Origin of the sequence: Mucilaginibacter gossypiicola (assembly GCF_900110105.1) — a bacterium.
GTDB lineage: Bacteria > Bacteroidota > Bacteroidia > Sphingobacteriales > Sphingobacteriaceae > Mucilaginibacter > Mucilaginibacter gossypiicola.
In genome coordinates this window covers 1,010,469-1,036,489 of record NZ_FOCL01000002.1, presented here as the reverse complement: position 1 = coordinate 1,036,489, position 26,021 = coordinate 1,010,469, and the positions used below count along the sequence as shown (strand labels likewise).

Here is a 26,021-nt window from a genome sequence, read left to right as displayed (position 1 = left end):
ACCTAAATCCCTGGCAAGTTGGCGGGCAGATAAGCCTTTTTTAGCATTCAGGATTAAACTAATAGCCAGAAACCATTTGGGTAAAGGCAGCTTCGTATCTTCGAAAATCGTCCCAACCAATACACTGTAGCTACGATTGCATTCATGGCATTGATGCCGATGGCTGGCTGTACGTTTGCTGCTTCGCTTTCCGCCACAATAAGGGCATGTAGGCGCTTCCTGCCACCTTAGGTGCTCAAGATAACTTATGCAGGTAGCCTGATCTGGAAATCTACTAATCGTCTCTATTATATTCATTTCCATAAAGATACATATTTTTCATGTCAATTCATGGGCTATTACTCTTGAGAGGGGCGCAGGGGTGTGTTATTGTACGTGCGGCTTATCGCTTGTATAACACACCCCTGCTACCGCTCTTTTCCATCGCGCCCCCTCTCGAGAGGGGATTTTTGGGACTTCGGTATTTTGGGGAGTTTGAAGAGCTTTTGTTGTTTTATAACCTACATCGTCGCCCTCTTGGCCGGGCGAGGGCCAGTTACTTTACCTTAGATGCAAAGTAACCAAACATCAAGACAAAAAAATGCTTCCCCCCGCGACCCGTCCCGATGCCCATCGGGAGGCCATACTCCCTGGCCCGCTTTTTTGTCGGGCCTATGCGCTTTTGCTTTGGGCTTGATAACAATATGTCATTGCGAGGAGCAGCATGGGAAATGAGCCGGGACGCGACGCGGCAATCGCATGCTATACAGAGCGGCCATGCTTACGTGCGGTTGCTGCGCTCAATGACATGGTTTTGATATTAATGGTTCTTATCTTGTCTCTTGAATCTAACCGTCATGTCTCTTTCCCCCAAACCCGTCAGCAGGTAAGCTTCGGGCGAAAGCGGGCAGAACAATGGTGGGTGGTGCGGTTGCAGGGGCATAGCAAGTTTTTGCAGAAGCGGGGCCAAGAGCGTGTGAAGCAGGGCAAAATAATTGCAGCCCGTGGTTCTGTCCGCTTTGCGGGGCAAAGGCCAGGAAAGGACAAGTGAGCAAAAGCCTGTGCGGCAAAGAAGCCTCCCTGCTGACTTGACTTTTTGGTTACTTTTGTGTCAAGACAAAAGTAACAGCCCTCCCGCGGCAATTGAGCGGGCCAATGTTTGTTAAATACAACTAAGGTTATTAAGCGGTAGCGCAGCAGTCCCCGTAACGATACAGAGTGGATATCCATTTCGGATTGCAAGGCGACGGGATTGCCACGTCGCCCCATTGCACATCCTCTGCTACGCTCCTCGCAATGACATTAAAAACCCCCTTTAAAGCGTCAGCACTACTTTACCAACTGTCCTCCCGCTTTCCAGTTGCAAATGCGCATCGGCCATTTGCCCAAACGGAAACACTTTAGATACATGCGATTTGATGATGCCTTTTTGCAGCAAACCGGCAATGGTGGTCATGTTTTCGGCGCTTGGCTTTACCAGGATATTGTGTCCGTTAATACCCAGCGCGGTAGCTTTAGGGGTAACGGCTTCGTTCATGCCCGATACGATGCTTACAATAGTGCCGCCTTTTTTCATCACCTGCAGCGAGCGGTCGATATATTCACCACCGATGGTATCAAGTACAAAGTCGATATCGTGTGTAGCCGTTTCAAAAGGCTCTGCTTTATAGTCGATATGCTCATCGGCACCGAGGCCTAAAACAAATTCGCGGTTAGCAGCTGATGAAGTAGCAATAACATAAGCTCCTAAATGCTTAGCGATCTGTACGGCATAATGGCCAACCCCGCCCGATGCAGCGTGAATCAATACGCGGTCGCCGGGTTTAATTTGCTCATAGGTATGAAAAGCCTGCCATGGCGTAAGCGCGGCAAGTGTAGCAGCGGCGGCCTCCTCGTGACTAACCCCAGCTGGTTTCAACGTAAGTTCGCTGGCTTTGGCCTTAACATACTCGGCATAGGCTTTGCCGCTTTGAGGGAAAGCTATCATGGCAAAAACCTCGTCGCCGGGTTTAAAGCCGGTAACATCTGCGCCTACTTCGGTTATCTCGCCTGAAATATCCCAGCCTAAAATAACCGGCGACTCATCCTTAATGCGTCCCCAAACACCCTTCCCCGACCGGGTTTTAACGTCGACAGGATTTATGCTGATGGCTTTTAGCTTTACCAGCACCTCATCGGCAGCTATAGTTGGTACAGGTATTTCGGCAGGTACAAGGTTTTCAACCCCGCCAGAGCTTTTTAAAATTATTGCTTTCATGGTTTGATGCGTTTTTAACAGGTTAAAGTTATCTGTATAAATAAAAATAAAGAAGATCTGTTTTTAGTTCCACTGTACTTTAAACGGGGTAATTTAAGTTCAAGTTCTGTGAGACGGTAAAAGCGGGCGTTGGTAAGTAGACATTCATTATTACGTTTGAACCTTGTTGTTTTATAACTTACATCGTCGCCCTCTTGGCCGGGCGGGGCCAGTTACTTTACCTTAGATGCAAAGTAACCAAACATCAAGACAAAAAAATGCTTCTGCCCGCGACCTGTCCCGATGCCCATCGGGAGGCCATACTCCCAGGCCCGCTTTTTTGTCGGGCCGGCGCACTTTTGTTTGGGATGTTATCAATAAAAATCATGTCATTGCGAGGAGCAGCACAGGGACTGTGCCACGGCGCGACGAGGCAATCGCATGCTATACAGAGCGGCTTTGCTTCCGTGCGATTGCCACGCAGCGCTCACAATGACATCATTTTTATTATTCTCATTTCTTAACTCTTATTGTCTTTCTTCCTGGCTCTTTCTGTCTTGTTTCTTGACTCTTGTTGTCTTGTTTCTGGCCCTAAACCCCTATCTTAGAAACGTGATCAAAGTAACCTGCGCCATTATTGTTGATACCAACGGACTTGTTTTTGCAGCCCAGCGAAGCGCGACCATGAGCCTGCCCTTAAAATGGGAGTTCCCCGGCGGTAAAATTGAACCCGGCGAGACCGCCGAAGCCTGCCTCATCCGCGAAATTAAGGAGGAGCTTCATGTGGATGTTGAGATTGTGGCTCCACTCCCTGCTAACACGCACCAATATCCTAATGTTACTGTACAACTGATCCCTTTTGTTTGTAAAATCACCTCGGGGCAAGTTTTGTTAAAAGAGCATCTTGATTTTAAATGGCTGCCTAAAAATGAATTATTAGCTTTGGATTGGGCGGAGGCGGATGTGCCGATTGTTGAATATTATATTAAAAACCTAAATGCCAACACTTGAATTAGGGTTGTACGAGCAACTTATCACGAAACTGATCTCAAACAAATTACAGACAGTTAATAACGATACATTTTTTGTTAAGAGCACATTGCTTGACAAAGAAGAGGCGTCCAGATATCTCAGTATTTATTTATCCGAAACTATAAAGTTTGCACTTAATGAAATTAAGGGTGATGATAAGGTGCTTAAGCAAATTGAGTTATCAAATAAGATAATTCAATTGTTGATGAATGCATTGCCGGATATTAGTTTAACAGGTAACTTAATTGAAAATGAAGGCAAAATTCTCAATGCAGTATTTTCGACATTAGATAATCCTCATAGCAAATTAGAAGAACGCATAAAGTTAATCACCCCCTACACTCGGTTAAGTCAAAGTGAACTTTTCACAGGCAATAATGTCGGCATTTCATTGGAAAGTGAGATTAAAAAGGAAATTCTTTCATCTGACGAAATCTGTTGGTTGGTCTCTTTTATAAAATATTCTGGGATCAGGATATTTAAAGATGAATTGGAGGAATTTACCAATAGTGGCAAAAAATTAAAGATCATAACCACTTCTTACATGGGAGCCACCGATGTAAAGGCAATTGAGTTTTTATCCAAACTGCCTAACACAGAAATAAAGGTATCCTATAATTCAGATCATGAGCGCCTACATGCAAAAGCATACTTATTTTTAAGAAAAACGGGGTTCAATACTGGTTATATCGGTTCTTCAAACATTTCCCGATCGGCACTTACTAACGGCCTTGAATGGAACTTAAAAGTAACCTCCAAAGAAATCACCCATATCATTGATAAGTTCAAAAAGACATTTGAGACTTATTGGGTTGACAAAGATTTTGAACCTTATGTATCCGGCAGAGATGCTCTTAAACTTGAGACAGCACTCAAACAGCAGAAGTCATACGATAGGAAATCTATAACAACTTTCTTTGATTTAAAACCATTTCCTTATCAAGAAGAGATATTAGAAAAGCTAAACTCTGAAAGAGTTGTGCACAATAGATTTAAAAACTTATTAGTTGCAGCAACAGGTACAGGCAAAACAGTAATTTCAGCATTTGATTATAAACGATTTAAAACCTCAAATTCAAGAGCACGGTTGCTTTTTATAGCTCATAGAAAGGAGATACTTGAGCAAGCCCAAAATACATTCCAACATGTTTTAAAAGATCCAAATTTTGGTGACCTATGGGTAGATGGAATTACGCCAACTAATTATGACAATGTATTTGCATCGGTACAAAGTCTCAACAATAAAATTCAAGACTTAGCCTTAACATCCGATTTTTATGATTTTATAATTATCGATGAGGTTCACCATGCTCCTGCGTCAAGCTACCGCTCTATATTTGAAAAGTTCGATCCTCAGATTTTATTAGGCTTAACAGCAACTCCTGAACGTGGTGATGGTGAAGATGTGCTAAAAGATTTTTGTGATGAAATCGCAGCAGAAATAAGGCTACCGGAAGCCTTGAATAGAAAACTACTGTCTCCTTTTCAATATTTTGCGCTTTCAGATAGTGTTGATTTATCAAGACTATCTTGGAAAAATGGCAAGTATGAGATAAATGAACTTACAAAGCTATATACAGAAAATGATAGACGAGTAAACGAAATTTTAGCTAATTGCGAAAAATATTTAACCGACATTAATGATGTAATGGCGGTTGGGTTTTGTGTTAGTCAGGATCATGCTCGCTATATGGCTGAAAAGTTTACTTTGGCAGGGCTAAAGGCCGATTATCTAACATCTGAAACATCTGACAATAGGGATGAATTGCGAACTCGGCTTAAACGAAAAGAAATTAATTACCTTTTTGTTAGAGATATTTTTAATGAAGGGGTTGATATCCCGGAAATTGATACTGTTTTATTTTTACGGCCTACCGAAAGTCTTACTATTTTCCTTCAACAATTAGGCAGAGGATTACGTCTTGCCGCCAACAAAGATTGTTTAACAGTTCTCGATTTCGTCGGAAACTCAAGACCAGAGTATGATTTTGAGCACAAATTTAGGGCGCTGGTTGGTAAAACGCATACGTCAATTATTACTGAGATAGAAGACGAATTTCCACATCTACCCTTAGGTTGCTCAATCGTACTCGAAAAGAAGGCAAAAGAAATTATTTTAAAAAATATAAGTGCTGCAATAGGTTTTAATAGAACGCAACTAATAAACAAAATCCGAAGCTTTCACTTGCAAATAGCTTTGCCACTAACCTTAAAAAACTTTATTACTGTTCAGAATATTGATCTCCCTTTAATTTATAAAAACAAAAAATTTGGATGGAAAAGATTGTGTGCAGAAGCTGGAGCTATTAGTAGTTTTGACGAGCCTAACGAATCGTTTTTAACTGGGTCTATCAGCAGAAAACTATTACAATGTAATTCCATAAGTTACTTACAATTCATAAAAACACTTATTGATAATAATTTCATTATAGAAACTTTGAATACTGAACAACAGCAAATGTTGTTAATGTTCCATTATGATATTTGGCAAAAAGCAGGGCCGGAAGTTGGATTTGATTCCATTGAAAAAAGCATACTACAAATCGGGAATAATCCCGTTATGGTTGCCGAGCTTCGCGAAGTAGTAGATCTTTTAATAAGCAGAATAGATTTTGTAGAAAAACCTATAGCTTTAGATTTCCCTTTCCCCTTACAAGTACACAGTCGGTATAATCGCGACCAAATTTTAGTTGCAATGCAACTGCATAAATTCGACAAAGCATCATCCAACAGAGAAGGTGTCGCGCTAAATAAAGAACTAAACACAGAAGCCTTTTTTGTCACACTAAAAAAATCTGATAAAGAGTACTCACCAACAACACTCTATGATGATTATGCGATAAATGAATATCTTTTTCATTGGCAATCGCAAAACGCTACTTCTCCGGAATCTAACAAAGGGTTGTCGTACATAAACCACAAAACTGACGACAAAAAAATCTTGCTCTTTGTAAGAGAGCAAAACGATGACGAATTTGGATTTACCATGTCGTACGTCTTTTTAGGAGAAGCCAATTTTATAAAATCAAGCGGATCAAAACCGATGAATATTGAATGGCAATTAAATGAACCGATGCCAGCCTATATTTGGAAAGAGAGTGGAAAGCTTGCTGTCGGATAATTATAAAAGTTCACTTATCTCCGATTGACAAACATCAACATCCGATATACCTTGCCGGATGCCAAACATAAAATTCAACTACCTCTATCGCGACGCTGGTAATTATAAAAATTTCGACAGCGTCATATTTGATAACCCGCAAAATATGTCGCTATCCACAGTTGAGGCTTTGATTGTTTCTAAACTCATTTTCCACCATTGGTTTTACGCTAACCAGTGGCAGGTACCAGATCTGTATTTCGGTACCTGGGACAACGAGCTTGATCATACCTTCCACGAATTTGAAAGTGTAGAATACACCGATGAGCCGGGCAACGACGGGACAGATATAGCCTCGTTTATAAACATGCTTCAAACAGTTGTGGACCCCTCATAGCAGCCAACCAATTTGCCGATATCGGCAAATTGGTTATTATAAAAAATAACGCTTAAACCGCGCCCAATTGGTGGCGCTACATTGTCAATGTCCCAACAACCCCACATCGCTTAAAAGCATTTTTCTGCAAAAAACATCAAAAAATCAATGAAAAATTAACCATTTCCCAAACCTCGACCGGAACACTCAAAAACTACCCTAAAAAGATTAACTAACTGATTCACTGCGCATTAATTGCGTTTCACATTATTTACTAAAGCATTGATAATCAACACAAATGATATTTCAACCCGTTCCGCGTTTCACTCTTAGTTTTTGGAACATTGCCGTTTTTCAACAAAAGATCCCAACGAAGATTTTCAATTTTTCGTGGGGAATCAAAAAATTGGGACACCCGATTTTTTTTACTATGTTTGCAATCTATATAATATACATAGACATAATAGTATTTAATTAATTAAGCAAAATAATGCAAAGGCATAGGGGTAAAAGTTTAGAGTGTTGTAATAAAGTAAACGCGTTAAAAGCTTTATTCAATCACTTTAAAATAATTACCCATGATACCCGCTTTAATAATTTGGTTATTTAAAAAATATATCCGGCCTGCCCTCCAAAACAAAACTTTTCCAACGTTAAATATCTTCGGTCCGCTCAGGTGGGTGGCTGTGGTGGTGGCATTGTTATGCCTTTCCGTTGGTGCTGTGGCGCAGGAGCAAACGGTTAAGTACAATGTGCTGCACAGCGGCAAGGTGGTTGGCCACATGAACCTGTACCAAAAACGCCAGGGCGACGAGCTGTACCTCAAAATGATCTCTGAAGTAAAAATGCGCTTCATTTTCAGCGTTAAGGTTGATATCCAGGAGGAGAGCACTTTTAACAATGGCAAGCTCATCAGTTCGCAGGTGTGCAGGCATGTTAACGGTTCTGAAAAATGCAATCGTCAAACCAGGGCCGTCGCCACGGGCTACCAAACCATCGCCGAAGGCAAATGCGGTAAAATTGTTGATCAAAAACAAATTGCCGCCAACCTGATGCTGCTGTACTGCCGCGAACCCGAAAACCAGGCGCAAGTTTACTCTGATAATTTTCAGCAGTTTCTGCAGGTTAAACAGGTAAGCCCGCATGTATACCGTATTGACCTGCCCGATGGTAACTATAATTTTTACAGCTACACCAATGGCGTGTGCAGCAAGGTTGATATCCACCATTCGCTGTACACCATCCAGATCCAATTAGCCTGATTGATTTTTAACATTTGGGCTCTATGAATTTAACGGCCAAACAAGCTATCTTTAGCGCTAACAGCTACACCTTACAAGTGGAATATAGCGATAGCACGGCCATCGGTTTAATTAAACAGGGAAGCCAGAAGGCTTTTGAGCGGCTTTTTAAAGATCACTTTAAAAGTCTGCACGCCTATGCCTACACTTTTTTAAAGGATGATGAAATGGCCGAAGAGGTAGTACAAAATGTATTTTGCCGCATTTGGGAAAAACGCGATCAGCTTAAAACCGACGGTAGTATCAAGGCTTATCTGTACCGGTCTGTACATAACGAAAGTTTGAACTACTTAAAGCATCAGAAGGTCCGCGCCAATTTTGGCGTTTATTATGCTGATGAAATGGAGCAGAACAGCAGCAGTGAACTGGCCTCAAAAAAACTGCTCACCGCCGAGCTGCAAAAGCATATTGAAAAAGCCCTGAGCGAACTGCCCGAGCAGTGCCGCATCATTTTTCAGCTGAGCAGGTTTGAGCAGCTTAAATACCAGCAAATTGCCGATCAGATGGAGCTTTCGATCAAAACCATCGAAAACCAGATGGGCAAGGCGCTGCGGGTAATGCGCCAAAAACTGGCCGAGTTTTTACCCATTATTTTATTGTTATTTATGAATTGGTTTGTATGAGCTATACCGGTATGCCCATAGATGATGATTTGCTGGTGAAATACCTGGTTGGCGAAGCTACGTCCGCCGAGGTGGAAGCTATACAAAATTGGATTGCCGCTTCGCCCGCCAACAGGCAGGAGTATGAGAATTTTAAACTGATCTGGGATGAGAGCCAGCGCATCGCCTCTACCAAAACACTGGATGAAGATGCGGCCTATCTTCGCCTGCAAAAAAGACTGAATAATACAGCTCCAACAGCTACCCAACCGGCGCAGGTGCGCAAAATGAAAACCAGCTGGTGGGTTGGCATAGCGGCATCGTTGCTATTGATTTGCACCGTAGCCTGGCTAACCATTAGTCATTATTATGATAATAGAAACATTGCTTTTGTTAAGATAAACAGCGAAGCTAAAACCCGTACACAAACTCTGCCCGATGGTTCGGTGGTTACGTTGAACAGTCATAGCACGCTTATTTACCCAGAAAAGTTTACCGGCAAAATCCGGCCAGTCACTATGCTGGGCGAAGCGTTTTTTAAAGTAACGCCCAATAAAACCCAACCGTTTATTATTAAGGTGAATGGTGTAACGGTTAGGGTGGTTGGCACGTCATTCAATGTAAAGAGCCGAGACGGTAAAACGCAGGTAATTGTTGAAACCGGCATTGTTAACGTAAGCGAGAAAAACAAAAACGTGAACCTCAACCCTGGCGAGAAGGTGTTGGTTACGGGCAAGGATGGATTGCAAGCAAAAGAGAACATCAAAGGCCGTTTGTATAACTATTATGCAACTCATGAACTGGTTTGCGATGAAACCCCGCTGCATGAGCTGGCAACTTCGCTGAACGAGATTTACGGGGCACATATTGTTATCGGAAACAAAACCATTACTAACCTGCCTATTACCACGGTGTTTAAAGATCAGTCGTTAGATGAGATATTGCTGGTGATTTCCGAAACGTTTAAGATTAAAGTGGAGCGGGGAAAAAAGGGGATTGTGTTGAAGTAAGGAAGTAGCTATACTAAAAACGGGACATTACTATAAAACCATGTCATTGCGAGCGATAGTGTGGCAACCGCACAGAAGCATAACCGCCCTGTATAGCATGCGGTTGCTTCGTCGTCCCCTCCTCGCAATGACATAGTTTATTAATATTGAAGAATATTTTATGTTGTATAAACTACATCGTTACCTAAACTATACCCTCGCCCTGCTCCTCCTCACGGCCTTAACCGCCCATGCCGATTCTATCCTGTCCAAAAACATTTCCGTACACGTAACCGAAATGCGCCTGGGTACGGTGCTTAAAACCATTGAACAAAAGGGCAACTTTTACTTTTCATACAATAGCAACATCGTAAAAACTGATAGCCTGGTCACCGTTAATGCTGATAACTGGACGATAAAAGAAGTACTTGACCATATGCTCAGCTACCGTTTTGAGTATCGCGAAACAAAGAATTTTATTATCCTGAGATACGCCCCTCTTCAACTCACCATAGTTACCGATAAAGCTGCTACCGAGGGCGATAGTTATAACATAAGCGGCACGGTTACCGACGAGCAAAGCGGCCACAAACTGCCGAATGCCAGCGTATACTCGCATGAGCAACTACAATCAGTATTAACAGATAAGGACGGTCACTTTGATATGACGATTCGTAATCAAGGCCAACCGATCACCTTAACCATAAGCAGGGAATTTTATAAAGACACCACCGTTACTTTCCTGGCTGATGTTAATGTAAGAAGCACAGATACTACGCTGAAGAAAAAGAGCCTGCTGGGTTATATCCTTAGTGATGATTATTCGGGCGTTGAGAATACTTCGCTGGGCAGATTATTTTTATCTACCAAACAACAGATCCAGGCAGCCAATCTCGGCGGGTTAATTGCCCAAGCGCCCTTCCAGGCTTCGGCCATACCCGGAGTTAGCACACACGGCAATTTCAGCGGACAGGTAGTGAATGTAGTTTCCCTCAATGCAGTCGGCGGGTACAATGCCGGTGTCGACGGTTTTGAAATGGGCATTATTTTCAATTTAGATAAAGGTGATGTTGGCGCGGTGCAAATAGCAGGGATCTTTAACGTAGTTGGCGGGTCTGTAAGCGGTATCCAGCTTGGCGGCTTGTATAATAATGTACTGGGCAACGTGCGGGGCATTCAACTGGCGCTGCTGCATAACAGCGTAAAGCAAAACATGAACGGTCTGCAATTATCAGCACTATATAATCATACCCGTGGATCGGTTAGGGGTATTCAGTTGGGTGCGATAGGCAATATCGCCGGTAAAAACTCAGACGCATTTCAGATTGGAGGTATTGGCAACGTTGCACAACAAAAATTTGGTGGCCTGCAGATAGCGGGCTTGTTTAATTACGCCAAACACCTAACCGGGGTGCAATTGGCATTGGTAAACATTGCCGATACTTCGTCGGGCTTCAGCATCGGGTTGCTGAATATCATTAACAGCGGTTATCATAAGCTGGCTATCTCCACCAACGAAACGCAGAATATCAACCTCGCCTTTAAAAACGGCAATCATAACCTGTATACCATTTGGCAGGGCGGCATGCGGGTTGAGGGCAACAGCAAACTATATTCTTTTGGATTGGGTTTTGGGCGGGAATTTGGTTTACGCAAGCATTTAGCTATCAACACTGAAATCGGTTCAAGCTACCTGTATCAGGGCACCTGGTTAAAAACCAATCAGCTTAATAAATTCAATCTTGATTTTACCTACAAGGCAACTCGCAAATTTTCCATTTTCGCAGGCCCGTCATTAAATTTTCTATATTCCGACCAGCGCACGCCTGTTGATGGCTATGCTTATGTGCGGGATCTGCATCATTCATTTATTCATGATAATCGAAACTGGAGTGGCTGGGTTGGATGGAACTTTGGGGTTAATTTATTTTGAGGCGTTTGGGTTTTTAAAGGGCTGTAGAGGGAATTAACTTACATCGTCGCCCTCTTGGCCGGGCGAGGGCCGGTTACTTTACCTTAGATGCAAAGTAACCAAACATCAAGACAAAAAAATGCTTCCCCCCGCAGGCCGTACTCCCAGGCCCGCTTTTTTGTCGGGCCAACGCGCTTTTGTTTTGGGTTTTACAACAGTCTTTTGATACTTATTAACCGCTTCTTTTCTATGCTTTTTATCGACTCTTACTTTATTAGCCTTCCTTCCTTTCCCGTCAGCAGGTAAGCTTCGGGTGAAAGCGGGCAGAACAATGGTGGCCTTGCGTGATGGAAAGGGCATAGCAAATTTTTGCAGAAGGGATGGACTGAGCAGGTAGGGCAAAATAATTGCAGCCCGTGGTTCTGCGCGGTTTGCAGGGCAAGGGCCTTGAGCGTAAAGAAGCCTCCCTGCTGACTTGACTTTTTGGTTACTTTTGTGTCAAGACAAAAGTAACTGGCCCCGCCCGGCCAAGAGGGCGACGATGTAAGTTAATTACTAATAAAGTTCTTTTCTACCCCTCTCCTCATAAGCCCAAGCTACCCAATCAGCTAATCAATCCAAATCCCCGTTACCAAAAGTATCTCCCTGGTTAATATCACCGGTTTCATAACCTTTTTTAAACCAGTACATACGCTGGGCGCTGGTACCATGGGTGAAGCTATCAGGTTCAACATGCCCTTGTGCTTGTTTTTGCAGCCGGTCGTCGCCGATGGCGTTAGCAGCATTCAGCGCTTCTTCAATATCGCCTTTATCGAGCACATTTTTCATACTTTGCTCATAGTGAGCCCATACTCCGGCATAAAAGTCGGCTTGGAGTTCTAATTTTACCGAGAGCTTATTATAGGCGCTTTCACTCAATCGGGAACGGGCCTGATCCATTTTTCGAGAAACGCCTAACAGGTTCTGCACATGATGACCTACCTCATGGGCTATTACATATGCCTGCGCAAAATCGCCGGAGGCTCCAAAACGGTTTTTCAATTCATCGTAAAAAGAAAGATCTATATACACCTGCGAATCGCCCGGGCAATAAAATGGACCACTTGCCGAGCTTGCTGTACCACAAGCCGACTGTACATAATCATTAAATATGGTTAACTGCGGCTTTTCGTAGGTCTTGCCCATATCATCAAATAGCTTTGTCCAGATATCTTCGGTATCAGCCAAAACTACGCGTACAAAGTGTTTGCCCGCATCTTCGGGGCCGTTGTTGGCCGTTTGCTCCTGCCTTGGCCTATTGGTTGCCACCTGGTTAAGCAACGCCGAAGGATCTACTCCGGTAAAAAAATAAATTGCAGCGGCTATTAAGCCGAGCACACCGCCGCCTATGGCTAACCTGCCACCACCGCCGCCCCTTTCATCGTTAACATTATCGCTTTCGCGCCTGCCAAACCATTGCATATTTGTCGTCCACGGCCCCCTAAAGGAGGAGCCTCTAAGCACAATAATGAAAAAAGCCCCTGTTTGTTTTAACAGAGGCCTCAAGTTTTTTTTAGGGTATTAGGGCTTTACTTCACTATCTCAAATACAGCCTGAATCTGGAAATTCAGTTTAATGGTTTTGAAACTGATATCCGAATCACCAACATTGTTATCAGCCGATGCTTTAAACATCATAGTGTTTGCATAAACACGTGGCTGAGGGAAGCTGCTGTTATCGCTTTCAGTAATGTTAATAGCACCACCTAATTTTTCGCCGAGGGCAGCTAACAGATATGTTGCTTTATCGCGGGCGGCAAGCAGCGCTTTAATTTTAAGGTCGCGTTTCAGGTCGGCCATTTTTGAATAGTCGTAGCTTTCAATATTGGTCGATTGGATACCTTTAGGATCAATTTTCGACATGATCTGATTAAACTTGTTCAAATCGCGCACACGTAAGCCGTATTGCTTACTTGCCAAAAAGTCGGGTGCTTTTTTCTTTTGGTAAGTGTTATTCCAGGCCGATACATTATTCACTGTAAAATCTGATGCTGGAATACCGGCGTCTTTAACGGCTTTTTCCAGTTGATCTTCCAGGTCGTTAATGGCTATGTGTTTTTTGCCATCCATATATTCCTGTAGTGATATGGTTACATTTATAATATCAGGGGTAACTTCCTGCTCGGCAATGCCGGTAACTTCAATTTTACGCCTAAGGTCAACGTTTTGGGCAAATGCTCCAACTGTAGTTGCTAATAGTGCGGCAAGGATAAATAGCTTTTTCATTTGTATTTTATTTGATGTTATGACTAAGGTAACGTGCATTTAGTTTAATATGTAACAGCAAGGCTACAATTATTTACTAAAGCACTGGTATGCTTGTAAATAAATCAAGGGCTGTTTTTGTTTGAGATGAATAGCATTAGGTAGAAGGCCCCTGGTTTGAAGTTGGTTTGCCAGATTCCATAAAATGGGTCACGCCGTGTGCTTTTTAGAACTCATAGTTGTATGCAATCTGCGTGCGGCTTTTTATCAAAATAGAAACAGAGGCTCAAATATCGATAAATTATCCTAATAATTAATTTAATTATCAAAATAATAAATTTTTGGCTTTGTGTTTGCAGTACCTGTTATACAAAAACATTAAAACATTTACCCATGGCAACTACTAAAGTAAAATCACCCGAACAAACTACTAAGGTGCAGGAATCGGCTTTGAACGAGTTATTTATTGATGAATTAAAAGACATTTACTGGGCCGAGAAACACCTTTCAAAAGCATTGCCCAAAATGGCTAAAGCAGCAACATCCGACGAGCTTCGTTCTGCTATTGAAAACCATCTGACAGAAACCGAGCGCCAGATCATCCGTTTAGAGGATGCTTTCGCATCTATCGGTCAAAAGGCCGTAGCAGTAAAATGTGAAGCAATGGCCGGATTGATCAAGGAAGGCGAAGAAATTGTATCCGAAACAGAAAAAGGAAGTATTACCCGTGATGCGGGCATTATCTCAGCAGCTCAAAAAATTGAGCACTATGAAATTGCATCTTACGGTACGCTCCGCACTTTGGCCAGTGTACTGGGGTATGATCATGCAGCCGAACTGCTTGATTCAACCTTACAGGAAGAAAAAACATGCGATAGCCTGCTCACTCAAATTGCCGAAGCCGGCATTAACCAGGCATCGAAAGCAGAAAAAGCTTAAACCGTTTATTAGTTTTTTAAGAGCGGTCGCAGGGGATTTATTCCTTACGACCGTTTTTTATTTGAGCGCATTATTTTTTAAAAAGTAGCATTACGATAGAACAGAAAGGCCCAAGCGCTGGGGCGAAAGAGAAATCTTATACTAATCCCCTCAACATTAATTACATATTAATTAAAATACTTCCGCAAACAATAACCGGAGAACATGGTTTATCGTCAAAAACCGAAGCCCCATGAAACAATTCTCGCTGGTACTATTTGCCTTTTTATTTTGCTTTTACAATGATGTTTTTGCCCAGGATAAGTTAGATGGAGCTTATGCCGGATGCGAGTTTTCGCCAAGCCCCATATTTGGCGGCGGTATGAACAGAACAGACATTGCTGTATTGTTCAGGCCCGATGGTACTTTCAATGATGTGCTTAACCGTACCGACTGGCAAACCAACGTGAGTGGCCATTATACTATAAGCAAAGGACAGGTAACCCTTAAATACACCAAAAGCTCGTTTGTTTATACCATAACCAAATACGGAAGCCTTTCTAATTATGCACATGAGTTGTTTAAACTTCAGGGGAATATTATACCTGCAGGCTATTATTCATTTATCAGCGCTATGGGCGGTGGAGGCGCAGCCTATGGCACAACTTACGTAGGTGCTTTGAGCACACAGGGATTAAATTTCGACGAAAAGGGACACTTCAGCAATTCGCGATATTCGGGCTCCGTTGTAGCCGGCGAGAATGTTGGCGGCGGCAGTTCAAGCAGTAAGGACGGCAGCGGTACCTATAAAATAAATAAAGGGGTGCTTACGCTCACCTATACTGATGGCCACACCGAACTGCACAGCTTTTTTTGCGACATGGGTGGTAAAACCCGCATGGCCGTAGTTGATGGGCGGGTGTTTTTTGTAGATAATAATGACAAAACCGCAGCTAATGATATAAAGTCATCAACCGGGGCTAAAAAGACTTCGGAAAACGCTGCAGCTAATACCAATAATGCCGCTGCCCCAGATGGAAAAACACTGCTTTTAAAAGCTAATGCCACGCATGGTGGCGATAAACTCAATGCATTGAAAACAGCCCGTTTAACAGGCTCTGTTTCGGGGTTAAAAGTTGTTGAACTGATTGATATACCCAACAACAAAGTGCGCGTTGAAATATGGAAAAACGGCAAACCTGTTTCGGTGCAACAAACCGAAGGCAATACCGGCTGGCAATGGAGCAGCGGTAACAAGTCCGATCTTCCTGCCAATAGTGTAGCCGAGGTAAAAACAGCCCTTTATACCGGGGTTATCGGCTTGCGTAAATCATTGCTTGATCAAATGCAGATCATCAATACGCAAAAAATCCCCGCCAATAACATGTACACCGTTCAATGCAAGTTAAATGATAATGAATATGTATTTGCTATAAATGATCAAAACCAGTTGATGGCTTATGGATATAAGGTGGGCGACAAAACACTGTTCTCGATGTTGTCAGATCTTCGGCCGGTACAAGGGATTACCATTCCCTATCATGAAGCAACAACAAGCGGCCAGCAAAAGCTTAATATCCAATATGACAATATGGATGTGAACCCGGTTTTGGACCAGCAAAGCTGGGCTGTGCCAGCAGGGAGCTAAACTAAATTCAGGTCGATAGTTTATTCGGTTTCAAATAAAGATAATCGTTCTTAAAATCGAGTATCATATTGAAGCGCTTTAAAAGACCATTACCCAAAAAGTTTATTTCAAAACCTACCGGGTTTTTATTGCTCAAAATAAGCGTTGGCACGTTGGAAGCCGGAAACCCATTAAGCCGGAACAACGGCACTTCCACTATTTTCATTTCATATTTTATTCCAAGCGGATCGCTGATGGTTGAGGCTTTGATGAGTTTTAAATCCATGGGGAAATTGTTTTTGGCCACCCAGCCGCTATCCAGGATCAGCGACTGATCGGAACCCGTATCCATCGAAAAGTTGCCTGTATATTTTTTACCTGCTATCTCAAACGTGCCCGTGGCATAAGCAAACGAACGAACAAAACCGATTTTCGCCCGCTCATAACCTCTTAAGCTTTTGGGCATTTTATTGAAGATAATAATACGGTTGTTATCATAATCAATCTCTACCTGCTTCCCTTCAAACAGGTTCCAGCCAAAACGGCCGTCCATCCCGCGTGATGTCAAACCCGTAGGCAGCATCTCCTGGTTACGCCAAACAGCAGTGCCCATTTGCAGTTTTATAACCTTACTCAACTCATTGAAATTAGGTTTTGCGGTACCAGCCAAAACATCGGCATAATTGGGCAGCAGCTTTGTCTTTTTTACGATGGCATCCCTCGTTAAATGAAAATCGAATGAGCTTATATCAAAATGCAGGTTTAGGGTGTCTGCATCATTCATAACCGCCTTTACCGCTATGGCATTATAGGCTGTAAGTTTAAACGGAATAGTATCGTTTTTGCTGATAACAGCTTCAGGCTTATTTACAGGTGGAATAGCACTTGCTATTTGCGTGTAGCACGAATCCTTGCCATTAAGCAGAATGACAAAGTTATATCGTGTACCAGGTTTAACCTTTACCCTTATGGAATCTATATCTGTATAAAAAGTAACCCATTTAGTTGCCCGTGTCCTGTCGGCAGTATAAACATCCGGTCGCGTTTTTGGCGAAAGCGACCAGGCATTCTTATCCAAAAATCCGCCATCGTTAATGGCTACTTTTTTTGATGTCGCTTTGATCACAGGTAGTTTCGACTGGCCAACAACAAGCCCGGCCGGAAGCAGGCAGATAAACAGTAAAAAGTATTTCATCGGTTTATGATGTATGTTGCTAAAGATACATTACAGGCACTGTAAATGAGTGCTTTTACCTGTAAAAAAGTAATTTCTTAAAACTTTTAAAGCAATAAGGCTATTATACTAATATCTATGAAAATCATTAATTAAAACAAAGTATTATGAACTCACTCCTGTATATCATTGCAGTCATCCTGATCATAGGATGGGCAATTGGCGTATTTTTCACATCAGTAGGTGGCCTGATCCATATCTTGCTGGTAATAGCCATTATCGCGCTTTTATTAGGCTTAATCAGGCGGTCGACAGCTATATAAAACCGCTGAAAATAAAATCGCATAGGCTATCTCAAAAGAGATAAACTATCTGAACCTTGATTCGCTTGATTTGCGGATTACCTGATAAAATCAGAAAGTCTTTAAATCAAATGGATCAGGGTTTTTTGTATACTTGTTTAGTCGTGAGGATAAATCCTTAAATCAGAAGAATCGAGGTTTGAAAAATATATACATTTTATTATCTATTGCAGCTATAGCTGCTATTAGCTCATGCTCGCCTAAAGTACAACCTTATGCCGCTACTAATAAGGTGTATCACACCCAAACCGATTCGTTAGTCGAAGTCATCAGCCGAGAACAACCGGCCATGCTGGTAGATAGCGCAGGCGGGGCTATTCCATCAGAGTGGGTAGGTACCGTAAATTTTAACCTGCGCAAACCTAACTATGTAATTATCCATTACACTGCCCAGGATTCGGTTAAACAAACCCTCAATACTTTCACCTTAGTAAAACCCCAGGTAAGCGCACACTATGTAGTAAGTAAAGACGGCAAAGTTTACCATATGCTCAATGATTACCTGCGGGCCTGGCACGCCGGTATCAGCAAATGGGGCAGCATCAGCGATATGAACAGCTGCTCAATAGGCATTGAGATTGATAATAACGGGCATGAGCCTTTTAATGATATACAGGTAAAAAGCCTGCTGGCTTTATTAGCTCAATTAAAGAAAACTTACAATATCCCGCAGGCCAATTTTATCGGGCACCAGGATATAGCACCACTACGCAAGCCAGACCCGGGACCATTATTTCCATGGAAACTACTGGCTCAAAAAGGCTTCGGTTTTTGGAGAGAGGAACTGCTGGAGCTCCCACCAGACAATTTTGATTATGCTACCGCACTTAAACTGATTGGTTATGATATTAGTAACCTTCCTGTAGCCATCGTTGCCTTTAAACGCCACTTTGTACAAACCGATGAAACACCGGTTATGACCCAGTTGGACCTGAATATTCTTTATAACGTTTACAGGAAATATTAGCATTGACTTACCTGGATTTGTAAATACGAAATGGTATTAAGCAAAAAGAGGCTGTCAGTCTGAGCCTGTCGAAGACTCGTGCGCAGAGGCCCACCCACCATGCTTCGACTGGCTCAGACTGACACCCTATTTTAACTTATCATAGGTAAAGCATCATTTATAACAACATGTTTTTATTTAACTTTAGGGTGCCAATTCAATCTCAACATTACCATGCAAATAGCGCCACATCCATTGCTTTCGGGTATTGTTAAGCACTATTTAACTATAGCGCATAATCAGCATGTTGCCATGAACTACCGCCTGTTTTCGGACGGCAACCCCGGAATTGTTTTTCATTTAAAAGACCCGCTACTTCAATACAACCAGCTACACACCTTTGCCAGCAAGCAGCCTGGAAGTTTTGTTTATGGGCAAATTACTTATTACAACGATATTACTTCAACTGGCGAGCTGGCTATGCTGATAATTGTTTTACAACCTAACGCATTGCTAACCCTGCTTGGCCTGCACGCCTATGAGCTAAATAACAACACCGTACCGTTAAAAGAGCTTTTCGGGCAGGATGCCTTTGATCTTGAAGACAGGATCGCAAACGCCACTAACCACCCTGCCGCCGCCGCAATTGCCGAACAGTTTTTATTAAAGAAAACAACTTCAACAAATAAAAACGCGAATATTACAGATCGGGCTATCAACATCATTAATGCAAATAAAGGCATTATTAGCATTAAAAACTTACTTAACGCAATGCCCGTAACCGAACGACAGCTTGAGCGTAAGTTCAACGAGGAAGTTGGCATCTCCGCCAAAAAGTTTATCGACGCAGTAAAATTTCAAAACTATCTCAAGCAACTTCAAAAACTATCATCAATAAAAGAGCTAAACTCCTTGAGTTATACCTGCGGATACTACGATCAGGCGCACCTCAATAATTTTTTCCGGAAACATACAGGCGTTACTCCCCTGCAATACAAAGCCAATCATAATCTGCTGGCAATAAACTTTATGCCCCTCGCATAAATCAAAATTGTCGGTTTTTTACAATGCTATCCGCCATACTTCAGATAATTTTGAAATGAAAAACGATGATCAGCATATGGAAAACCTAACAATTGCCACGGCACCGTTTGAAAATAAAAGCGGTGATAAAGCCTATAATTTATCCGTTATTGAACAAATGGCAGCAGATGCCGCCGCAAAAGGAGCAAAAGCAATAGCATTTCATGAATGTTCCATAACGGGGTATACCTTTGCCCGGACGCTAAACAAAACACAGATGCTTGACCTGGCCGAAGAGATCCCTTCCGGGCCGAGCATTATCGCACTGACCGAATACGCCCGGCGATATGATATCGCCATACTGGCGGGTCTGTTTGAAAAGGACAAAGACGATAATTTATTTAAAGCTTACGTATGCGTTGATAAAACCGGACTAATAGCCAAACATCGCAAACTACCCCCTTTTATTAATCCGCATCTTTTACCGGGCACCGCATATACCGTATTTGATTTGTATGGATGGAAATGCGGGATCCTTATTTGTTATGATAACAATGTAATTGAAAATGTACGCGCAACAACCTTACTTGGGGCACAGGTAATTTTTATGCCGCACGTTACCATGTGTACACCGTCAACCCGACCAGGAGCCGGTTTTGTTGACCCGAAATTATGGAAAAACAAAGAAGCAAATGCCCATCTGCTTCGCCAGGAATTTGACAGCCTTAAAGGCAGGCAATGGCTGATGAAATGGCTACCCGCCCGCGCTTATGATAACGCCATTTACGCCGTATTCTCCAACCCGATAGGCATGGATGATGATCAGCTAAAAAACGGCTGCTCTATGATCATTGATCCTTACGGCGATATTATGAGCGAATGCAGATCACTTGAAAACGAATTTACAATAGCCGAACTAACACCCGATAAGCTGGAAAAAGCAGGTGGCTATCGTTACATCCAGGCCAGGAAACCAGATCTATACCGGGATATCATCGGTCGCGAACATGAAAGTTTTCAAAAAGTGGTTTGGCTTTGATGTTAGGATACCGATGGACATATCACCACCGGTGTACAACTTGCGCTCATTTGTAATGAGCGTGGCGATTGCATCGCCAGTCGCGTTACAAACGCTAACCCATGTTAAGCTCTCGTTAAAAACCACAGATATTGAAAAGATGAGGATCACTTAGAATGTTGTTTAAAAAGCCATGTCATTGCGAGGAGGAACGACGAAGCAATCTCGTAGCTATGCAGATCGGACATGCATTGGCGACGAGATTGCCACGCTGCGCTCGCAATGACATGGTTTTTGTTTGTTTGTCCAGGTAACATTCATCTTCCCAACATTTGTCGTTAAAAACGAGCGCAAAGAAAAAGCATAAGGCCCGGCAGGATGAACCTGCCGGGCCTTTATCTTTTCAAACTCCCCCTTTAGGGAGCAGGGGCGCTAATCAATCCACTCAAACTTAGTATAAGGCACAAGTACCTCCGGCACTTTAATACCTTTTTCCGTTTGGTTATTCTCCAATAAAGTAGCAACTATACGCGGCAGGGCCAGTGCACTGCCGTTTAACGTATGCGCTAATTGTGTTTTACCATCGGCATTGCGGAAACGTAGTTTAAGCCTGTTACTCTGGAAAGTTTCAAAGTTTGATACTGATGAAACTTCCAGCCAGCGTTGCTGCGCCGCGCTCCAGGTTTCCATATCATAAGTTAAGGCCGAGCCAAAACCCATATCGCCGCCACAAAGACGCAATACACGGTATGGCAAACCTAATTTTTGCAACAATCCTTGTACGTGGCTGCTCATTAGTTCCAATATCTCGTATGATTTATCGGGATGGGCGATAGTTACAATCTCCACTTTATCAAACTGGTGTAAGCGGTTCAAACCACGCACATGCGCACCATATGAACCGGCTTCACGTCGGAAACATGGTGTATGACCGCAGTTACGCACGGGTAACTGGTCTTCTTTTAATATCACCTCGCGGTACAGGTTGGTAATAGGCACTTCGGCAGTAGGAATCAGGTACAGGTTATCGATACCTACGTGATACATCTGCCCTTCTTTATCCGGCAATTGTGAAGTACCGAAACCTGATGCTTCGTTTACCATTAAAGGCACGCTTACTTCGCTGTAGCCTGCTTTTTCGGCTTCGTCAATAAAGTAATTGATCAATGCGCGTTGCAGCTTAGCACCTTTGTTTTTGTATACAGGGAAACCGGCTCCGGTTATTTTAACGCCCAGTTCAAAATCAATCAGGTTGTATTTTGCAGCAAGCTCCCAGTGCGGTAAAGCATCCGCAGGCAATTCGGGCTTAGTACCGTTCTCTAACACGACTTCATTATCCTCAGGGGTCAATCCTTTAGGCACTGAACTGTGCGGCAGGTTAGGCAGCAACACCAGTTTTTGATATAATTCTTCCTCGGTTATGGTAAGCAGTTCACCAAGCTTTTTGATCTCTTCTTTCCAGGCACCTGTTTTGCCCTTAAGGCCTTCGGCTTCTTCTTTTTTACCGGCGCGCATCAGCTCGCCTATCTGTTTTGCAGCTGCATTGGCCTCGGCCGAAACATTATCCATACTGGTTTGAGTGGAGCGGCGTTTGTCGTCCAGTTCAATTATTTCATCAACCAGTTGGGGCTGTTTAAAATTTTTTACAGCCAAACGTTCCAAAACCTGTTCCCGGTTATCACGGATATAACTAACTTGCAGCATTATTTTATTTTTTAGGCAAAGATATTTTTTAAGTAGCAGTTTTAAGTAGCAGCGGCAGTTTTTTTTAGAACATGACCAAATAACTGCAACTGCCTGCTGCAACTGCCACTAAAAACTCATGAACAACCCAACAGGCAAACTATACTTAGTCCCCACCCCGATAGGTAATCTGGAGGATATGACCTTCAGGGCCATCCGCGTGTTGAAGGAGGCGGATCTGATACTGGCTGAAGATACCCGTACCTCCGCTCCGATGCTCAAACACTTCGAGATCCATCAAAAAGTATTTGCACATCATCAGCATAACGAGCACCAATCAAGCAACGAGATCATTAAGTTTTTGCTGCAGGGGAAAAATATCGCACTCATTTCGGATGCCGGTACGCCGGCCATATCTGATCCGGGCTTTTTTCTCGTTCGCGAAGCTTTGAAGTTTAATATCGCTGTGGAATGCCTGCCGGGTGCTACCGCCTTTGTGCCGGCATTGGTTAACTCGGGCTTCCCTACCGATAAGTTTTGTTTCGAGGGGTTTTTACCACTTAAAAAAGGCCGGCAAACGCGGTACAAGTTTTTAGCTGAAGAGGAACGGACCATCATACTATATGAGTCGCCCCACCGTTTGTTAAAAACACTGGATGAGATGGCAACTTATTTCGGGGCCGACAGGCAGATCTCGGTGTCGCGCGAGCTTACCAAAATGTTTGAAGAAACCGTGCGGGGTACTGTGCTTGAAGTAAAACAGTACTTTGAAACACACCCTATGAAAGGCGAGTTTGTAATGTGTGTTGCAGGGGCTGCGGCTAAGCCTGCAAAGGGAAAGTATGACAGGGACGAGGAGGAAGAGTAACCTATAAGCACAAACTATGTCATTGCGAGGTACAAAGCAATCGCATGCTATATAGGGCTGCTTTGCTTCCGTGCGATTGCCACGCTACGCTCGCAATGACATGGTTTCATATACGCAAATAAAAAGCGTCATTGCGAGGTACGAAGACAACCGACCGGAGAGAGCTCATTAATACCTATAAAAAACAAATTATAAGTATTAATAATCCCAAACTATACAGAGCGGATTTGCTTGTCGGGGATTGCTTCGTACCTCGCAATGACGGTTCTGAATAAATACAGCGACAACTGAATAATACATTGTCACCCTACATGAAAAAAAACCTACCATTAGCCATACTATCGGGCTTATTATTGTGGATAGCCTGGCCGCCCACCCCTTATACTACATTTTTACTTTTTATAGGCTTTGTGCCTATGCTGCTGGCCATTGAAAACATCATTAATGATGACAGGCCTAAAAAAGGCAGGCGGGTATTTAATGTAACATTCATCGGCTTTTTTATCTGGAATTCATTATCTGTTTACTGGGTTTACAATGCGCTTAAAATAGTTGGCGAAGTTGTTGCTGTTCCTATCACGCTTATCCCCTATTCGCTTGGGCCGCTGTTAATGGCAATGGCTTTCTGGCTATATTACAGGCTGAGATTGGTTGCTCCCCGCTGGATAGCGCTCATTGGCCTGGTTTGCTTTTGGATCGGCTACGAATACCTGCACCAAAGCTGGGACCTTTACTTTCCGTGGATGACACTTGGTAACGGCTTTGCCGTAGCACATCAATGGATACAATGGTATGAGTACACCGGCGTGTACGGTGGTACTGTATGGATTTGGGCTGTAAATATCCTGGCCTTTTTAATTTATACAGGGTTCCGCGAAGCACAAATAAAACGTCAAAGAATGGTGCTCGTCACAGCTATTGTAATTATCATAGCTGCTCCTCTTGGCTACTCGCTAATGGTTTATAGTAATTATGTTGAGGAAGTAAACCCATCAAACGTTGTTGTTGCTCAGCCCAATATCGATCCGTATGAGAAGGATGGCACTATCCCTCCTGCCTTACAGGTTGATATCCTGATCCACCTTTCGCGGCAGGTGGCACAACCCAATACTGAGTTTTTTATCTGGCCCGAAACAGCTATCCCAGCGCCGGTTTATATTAACGAAGAACAGATAGGCCAAAACGACTTTGTTAAGCAAGCACAATATTTTTTACGCAAGTACCCAAATGGAAACCTGGTTACAGGCGCCGAAACCTATAGGCTTTATAACAACAGGGCCACTTCAACGGCTGTTCCGTCACCATTTGGCGGCGACCAGTTTGCTGATTTTTACAGCACAGCCCTTAACTTAGAAAATGGCGACCGGATCCAAACCTATCATAAATCACGCTTTGTACCCGGGGCCGAATCAATGCCTTTTGGCGAAGCACTTTCTTTTCTTAAACCGGTTTTTGAACATTTGGGCGGCGCAACCGGTAACTATGCTCCCGACAAAGACGCGAAAGTACTTTACTCGCAAAGCGGCATCGGAGTTGATCCTGTTATTTGCTATGAATCAATTTGGGGAGGCTATATTGCCCGCTCGGTTAAAAAGGGGGCGCAATTTATTGCCATTATCACAAACGATGGCTGGTGGGAAAACACCTCGGGTAAAGACCAGCATTTAGACTACGCCAAACTTCGCGCAATCGAAACGCGCCGCTGGGTTTGCCAATCGGCCAATACCGGCATCTCCGGATTCATCAATCAACGCGGCGATGTGGTTAAACACACCGAATGGTGGACTAAAGCAGCCATTAAACAAGATATCAACCTTAACAGCGAACTCACTTTCTACGTTAAACATGGCGACTATATCTCGCAAACGGGCAGTATGCTGGCGGGCGTTGGTATATTATTTTTACTGGGGATGAGGCTGCGGAAAAAACAGGCAATAACAGCCTAAGTAATTAAGCGAAATGGTTAATCAAGTACCGACAAGGTTGTTTTTATAATATCATCAAAAAAAGCCGTGTCGGCTGTTGCCTTGGCCGATACTTGCATGCCCCTTACCGCATTCATAATGAACCGGGCCAGCGCAAGGGCGTCCTGACGGTTATGGATCTCGCCACTATCCTGCCCTTTTTTTATGGCACGCAGGATGGCGCTTTCAAACTGCTGCTCGTTCCGGCAGATCACATTCTTAACTTCAGCATCAAGCGATGCCAGTTCAATTTCTGCATTTACCATAAAACAACCTTTACGTTGCTCATCATTTAGCAGCGTGCTCATAGTAAGCTCCAAAAGTTTTTTTATAGCCTCTTTGGCCGATGCTGTATTATTGATAATATCACACATCTGACTTCCCCCGGCCTTTTGATAGCTATCCAAAGCTTTAATGTATAAAGCGTGTTTATCGCCAAAGGTATCATACAAGCTCGAGCGGCTTATACCTAAACCGTCAACCAAATCCTGCATAGACGTGCCATTGTAGCCCTTATGCCAAAAAATGCAAACGGCCTTGCCCAATACCTCGGCTTCATCAAAATCTTTACTTCGTGCCATAACAGAAAAGCTTTACCCGTTTTGTGGGCAAAGCTATTCATTTTTAATTAATTGTTAACCGTATGCCCTCCCGGTTTGTGTAACCGG

At 43.1% G+C, this 26,021-nt stretch carries 22 protein-coding genes; 15 read left to right on the top strand and 7 right to left on the bottom strand.

From position 1 onward, the window contains the following. A partial coding sequence (locus tag BMX50_RS35195) for a transposase (protein ID WP_394332303.1) occupies positions 1-297 on the bottom strand: 297 nt, incomplete at its 3' end. A gap of 997 nt (positions 298-1,294) precedes the next feature. Beyond that, the gene (locus BMX50_RS09870) at positions 1,295-2,236 is read right to left on the bottom strand and encodes an NADP-dependent oxidoreductase (RefSeq protein WP_091210319.1); all 942 of its coding nucleotides are present in this window, start codon (positions 2,234-2,236) and stop codon (positions 1,295-1,297) included. Positions 2,237-2,827: 591 nt separating this feature from the next. Between BMX50_RS09870 and BMX50_RS09865 the strand changes: the two genes are divergently transcribed. From BMX50_RS09865 to BMX50_RS09830, 7 genes are all read left to right on the top strand, one after another. After that, positions 2,828-3,226: a (deoxy)nucleoside triphosphate pyrophosphohydrolase gene (locus BMX50_RS09865; RefSeq protein WP_244280915.1), complete on the top strand. Its 399-nt coding sequence runs from the start codon at positions 2,828-2,830 to the stop codon at positions 3,224-3,226. Further along, a complete protein-coding gene (locus tag BMX50_RS09860) occupies positions 3,213-6,368 on the top strand; it encodes a DUF3427 domain-containing protein (RefSeq protein ID WP_091210317.1) in 3,156 nt (1,051 codons plus the stop codon). Before BMX50_RS09865 ends, BMX50_RS09860 begins: the two co-directional genes overlap by 14 nt. A 58-nt stretch (positions 6,369-6,426) precedes the next feature. Beyond that, positions 6,427-6,744: a hypothetical protein gene (locus BMX50_RS09855; RefSeq protein ID WP_091210316.1), complete on the top strand. Its 318-nt coding sequence runs from the start codon at positions 6,427-6,429 to the stop codon at positions 6,742-6,744. Positions 6,745-7,301: 557 nt separating this feature from the next. Further along, positions 7,302-7,985 (top strand): DUF6134 family protein, encoded by a 684-nt coding sequence (locus BMX50_RS09845; protein ID WP_091210314.1) that lies wholly within the window; start codon positions 7,302-7,304, stop codon positions 7,983-7,985. A gap of 23 nt (positions 7,986-8,008) precedes the next feature. After that, positions 8,009-8,647: an RNA polymerase sigma-70 factor gene (locus tag BMX50_RS09840; RefSeq protein ID WP_091210313.1), complete on the top strand. Its 639-nt coding sequence runs from the start codon at positions 8,009-8,011 to the stop codon at positions 8,645-8,647. Further along, positions 8,644-9,636, top strand: coding sequence for a FecR domain-containing protein (locus BMX50_RS09835; RefSeq protein ID WP_091210312.1), 993 nt, complete (start codon positions 8,644-8,646; stop codon positions 9,634-9,636). The genes BMX50_RS09840 and BMX50_RS09835 overlap by 4 nt, the downstream gene beginning before the upstream one ends. Before the next feature lie 160 nt (positions 9,637-9,796). Continuing rightward, positions 9,797-11,548 (top strand): carboxypeptidase-like regulatory domain-containing protein, encoded by a 1,752-nt coding sequence (locus tag BMX50_RS09830; protein ID WP_091210311.1) that lies wholly within the window; start codon positions 9,797-9,799, stop codon positions 11,546-11,548. 591 nt (positions 11,549-12,139) lie between these two features. Here the strand turns inward: BMX50_RS09830 and ypfJ are convergent. Both ypfJ and BMX50_RS09815 read right to left on the bottom strand, forming a co-directional pair. Next, a complete protein-coding gene (ypfJ, locus tag BMX50_RS09820; protein ID WP_091210309.1) occupies positions 12,140-12,988 on the bottom strand; it encodes a KPN_02809 family neutral zinc metallopeptidase in 849 nt (282 codons plus the stop codon). Positions 12,989-13,095: 107 nt separating this feature from the next. Beyond that, positions 13,096-13,791 (bottom strand): SIMPL domain-containing protein, encoded by a 696-nt coding sequence (locus BMX50_RS09815; RefSeq protein WP_091210308.1) that lies wholly within the window; start codon positions 13,789-13,791, stop codon positions 13,096-13,098. A gap of 372 nt (positions 13,792-14,163) precedes the next feature. Here BMX50_RS09815 and BMX50_RS09810 point away from each other — a divergent pair, with 372 nt between their 5' ends. Then, positions 14,164-14,709 (top strand): YciE/YciF ferroxidase family protein, encoded by a 546-nt coding sequence (locus BMX50_RS09810; protein ID WP_091210307.1) that lies wholly within the window; start codon positions 14,164-14,166, stop codon positions 14,707-14,709. A 232-nt stretch (positions 14,710-14,941) separates the two neighbouring features. After that, positions 14,942-16,336 (top strand): hypothetical protein, encoded by a 1,395-nt coding sequence (locus BMX50_RS09805; protein ID WP_091210306.1) that lies wholly within the window; start codon positions 14,942-14,944, stop codon positions 16,334-16,336. Positions 16,337-16,343: 7 nt separating this feature from the next. On the opposite strand, the gene BMX50_RS09800 is transcribed toward BMX50_RS09805, so the two are convergent. Continuing rightward, positions 16,344-17,510 carry a hypothetical protein gene (locus tag BMX50_RS09800; protein ID WP_091210305.1) on the bottom strand — a complete coding sequence of 389 codons (1,167 nt, stop codon included), beginning with the start codon at positions 17,508-17,510 and terminating at the stop codon, positions 16,344-16,346. A gap of 146 nt (positions 17,511-17,656) precedes the next feature. Here BMX50_RS09800 and BMX50_RS34260 point away from each other — a divergent pair, with 146 nt between their 5' ends. The 4 genes from BMX50_RS34260 to BMX50_RS09785 all read left to right on the top strand — a co-directional run bounded on the left by BMX50_RS34260 (position 17,657) and on the right by BMX50_RS09785 (position 20,859). Then, entirely contained in the window at positions 17,657-17,812 is a 156-nt protein-coding gene (locus BMX50_RS34260) for a lmo0937 family membrane protein (RefSeq protein WP_143065138.1), read from the top strand. Between the two features lie 178 nt (positions 17,813-17,990). Next, complete coding sequence (locus BMX50_RS09795) at positions 17,991-18,818, top strand: N-acetylmuramoyl-L-alanine amidase (protein WP_208864671.1); 828 nt, start codon at positions 17,991-17,993, stop codon at positions 18,816-18,818. A gap of 213 nt (positions 18,819-19,031) precedes the next feature. Continuing rightward, on the top strand, positions 19,032-19,841 hold the full coding sequence (locus BMX50_RS09790) for an AraC family transcriptional regulator (protein WP_091210303.1): 810 nt from the start codon (positions 19,032-19,034) through the stop codon (positions 19,839-19,841). A gap of 76 nt (positions 19,842-19,917) precedes the next feature. Continuing rightward, positions 19,918-20,859: a nitrilase-related carbon-nitrogen hydrolase gene (locus BMX50_RS09785; protein WP_091210369.1), complete on the top strand. Its 942-nt coding sequence runs from the start codon at positions 19,918-19,920 to the stop codon at positions 20,857-20,859. 411 nt (positions 20,860-21,270) lie between these two features. Here BMX50_RS09785 and serS read toward each other — a convergent pair whose 3' ends face one another. Continuing rightward, positions 21,271-22,542: a serine--tRNA ligase gene (gene serS, locus BMX50_RS09780; RefSeq protein WP_091210302.1), complete on the bottom strand. Its 1,272-nt coding sequence runs from the start codon at positions 22,540-22,542 to the stop codon at positions 21,271-21,273. A gap of 118 nt (positions 22,543-22,660) precedes the next feature. Between serS and rsmI the strand changes: the two genes are divergently transcribed. Continuing rightward, positions 22,661-23,389 carry a 16S rRNA (cytidine(1402)-2'-O)-methyltransferase gene (gene rsmI / locus BMX50_RS09775; protein WP_091210301.1) on the top strand — a complete coding sequence of 243 codons (729 nt, stop codon included), beginning with the start codon at positions 22,661-22,663 and terminating at the stop codon, positions 23,387-23,389. Between the two features lie 311 nt (positions 23,390-23,700). Further along, positions 23,701-25,335 (top strand): apolipoprotein N-acyltransferase, encoded by a 1,635-nt coding sequence (gene lnt, locus BMX50_RS09770; RefSeq protein WP_091210300.1) that lies wholly within the window; start codon positions 23,701-23,703, stop codon positions 25,333-25,335. A gap of 17 nt (positions 25,336-25,352) precedes the next feature. On the opposite strand, the gene BMX50_RS09765 is transcribed toward lnt, so the two are convergent. Further along, the gene (locus tag BMX50_RS09765) at positions 25,353-25,934 is read right to left on the bottom strand and encodes a TetR/AcrR family transcriptional regulator (protein ID WP_091210299.1); all 582 of its coding nucleotides are present in this window, start codon (positions 25,932-25,934) and stop codon (positions 25,353-25,355) included. Positions 25,935-26,021: the final 87 nt, after the last annotated feature.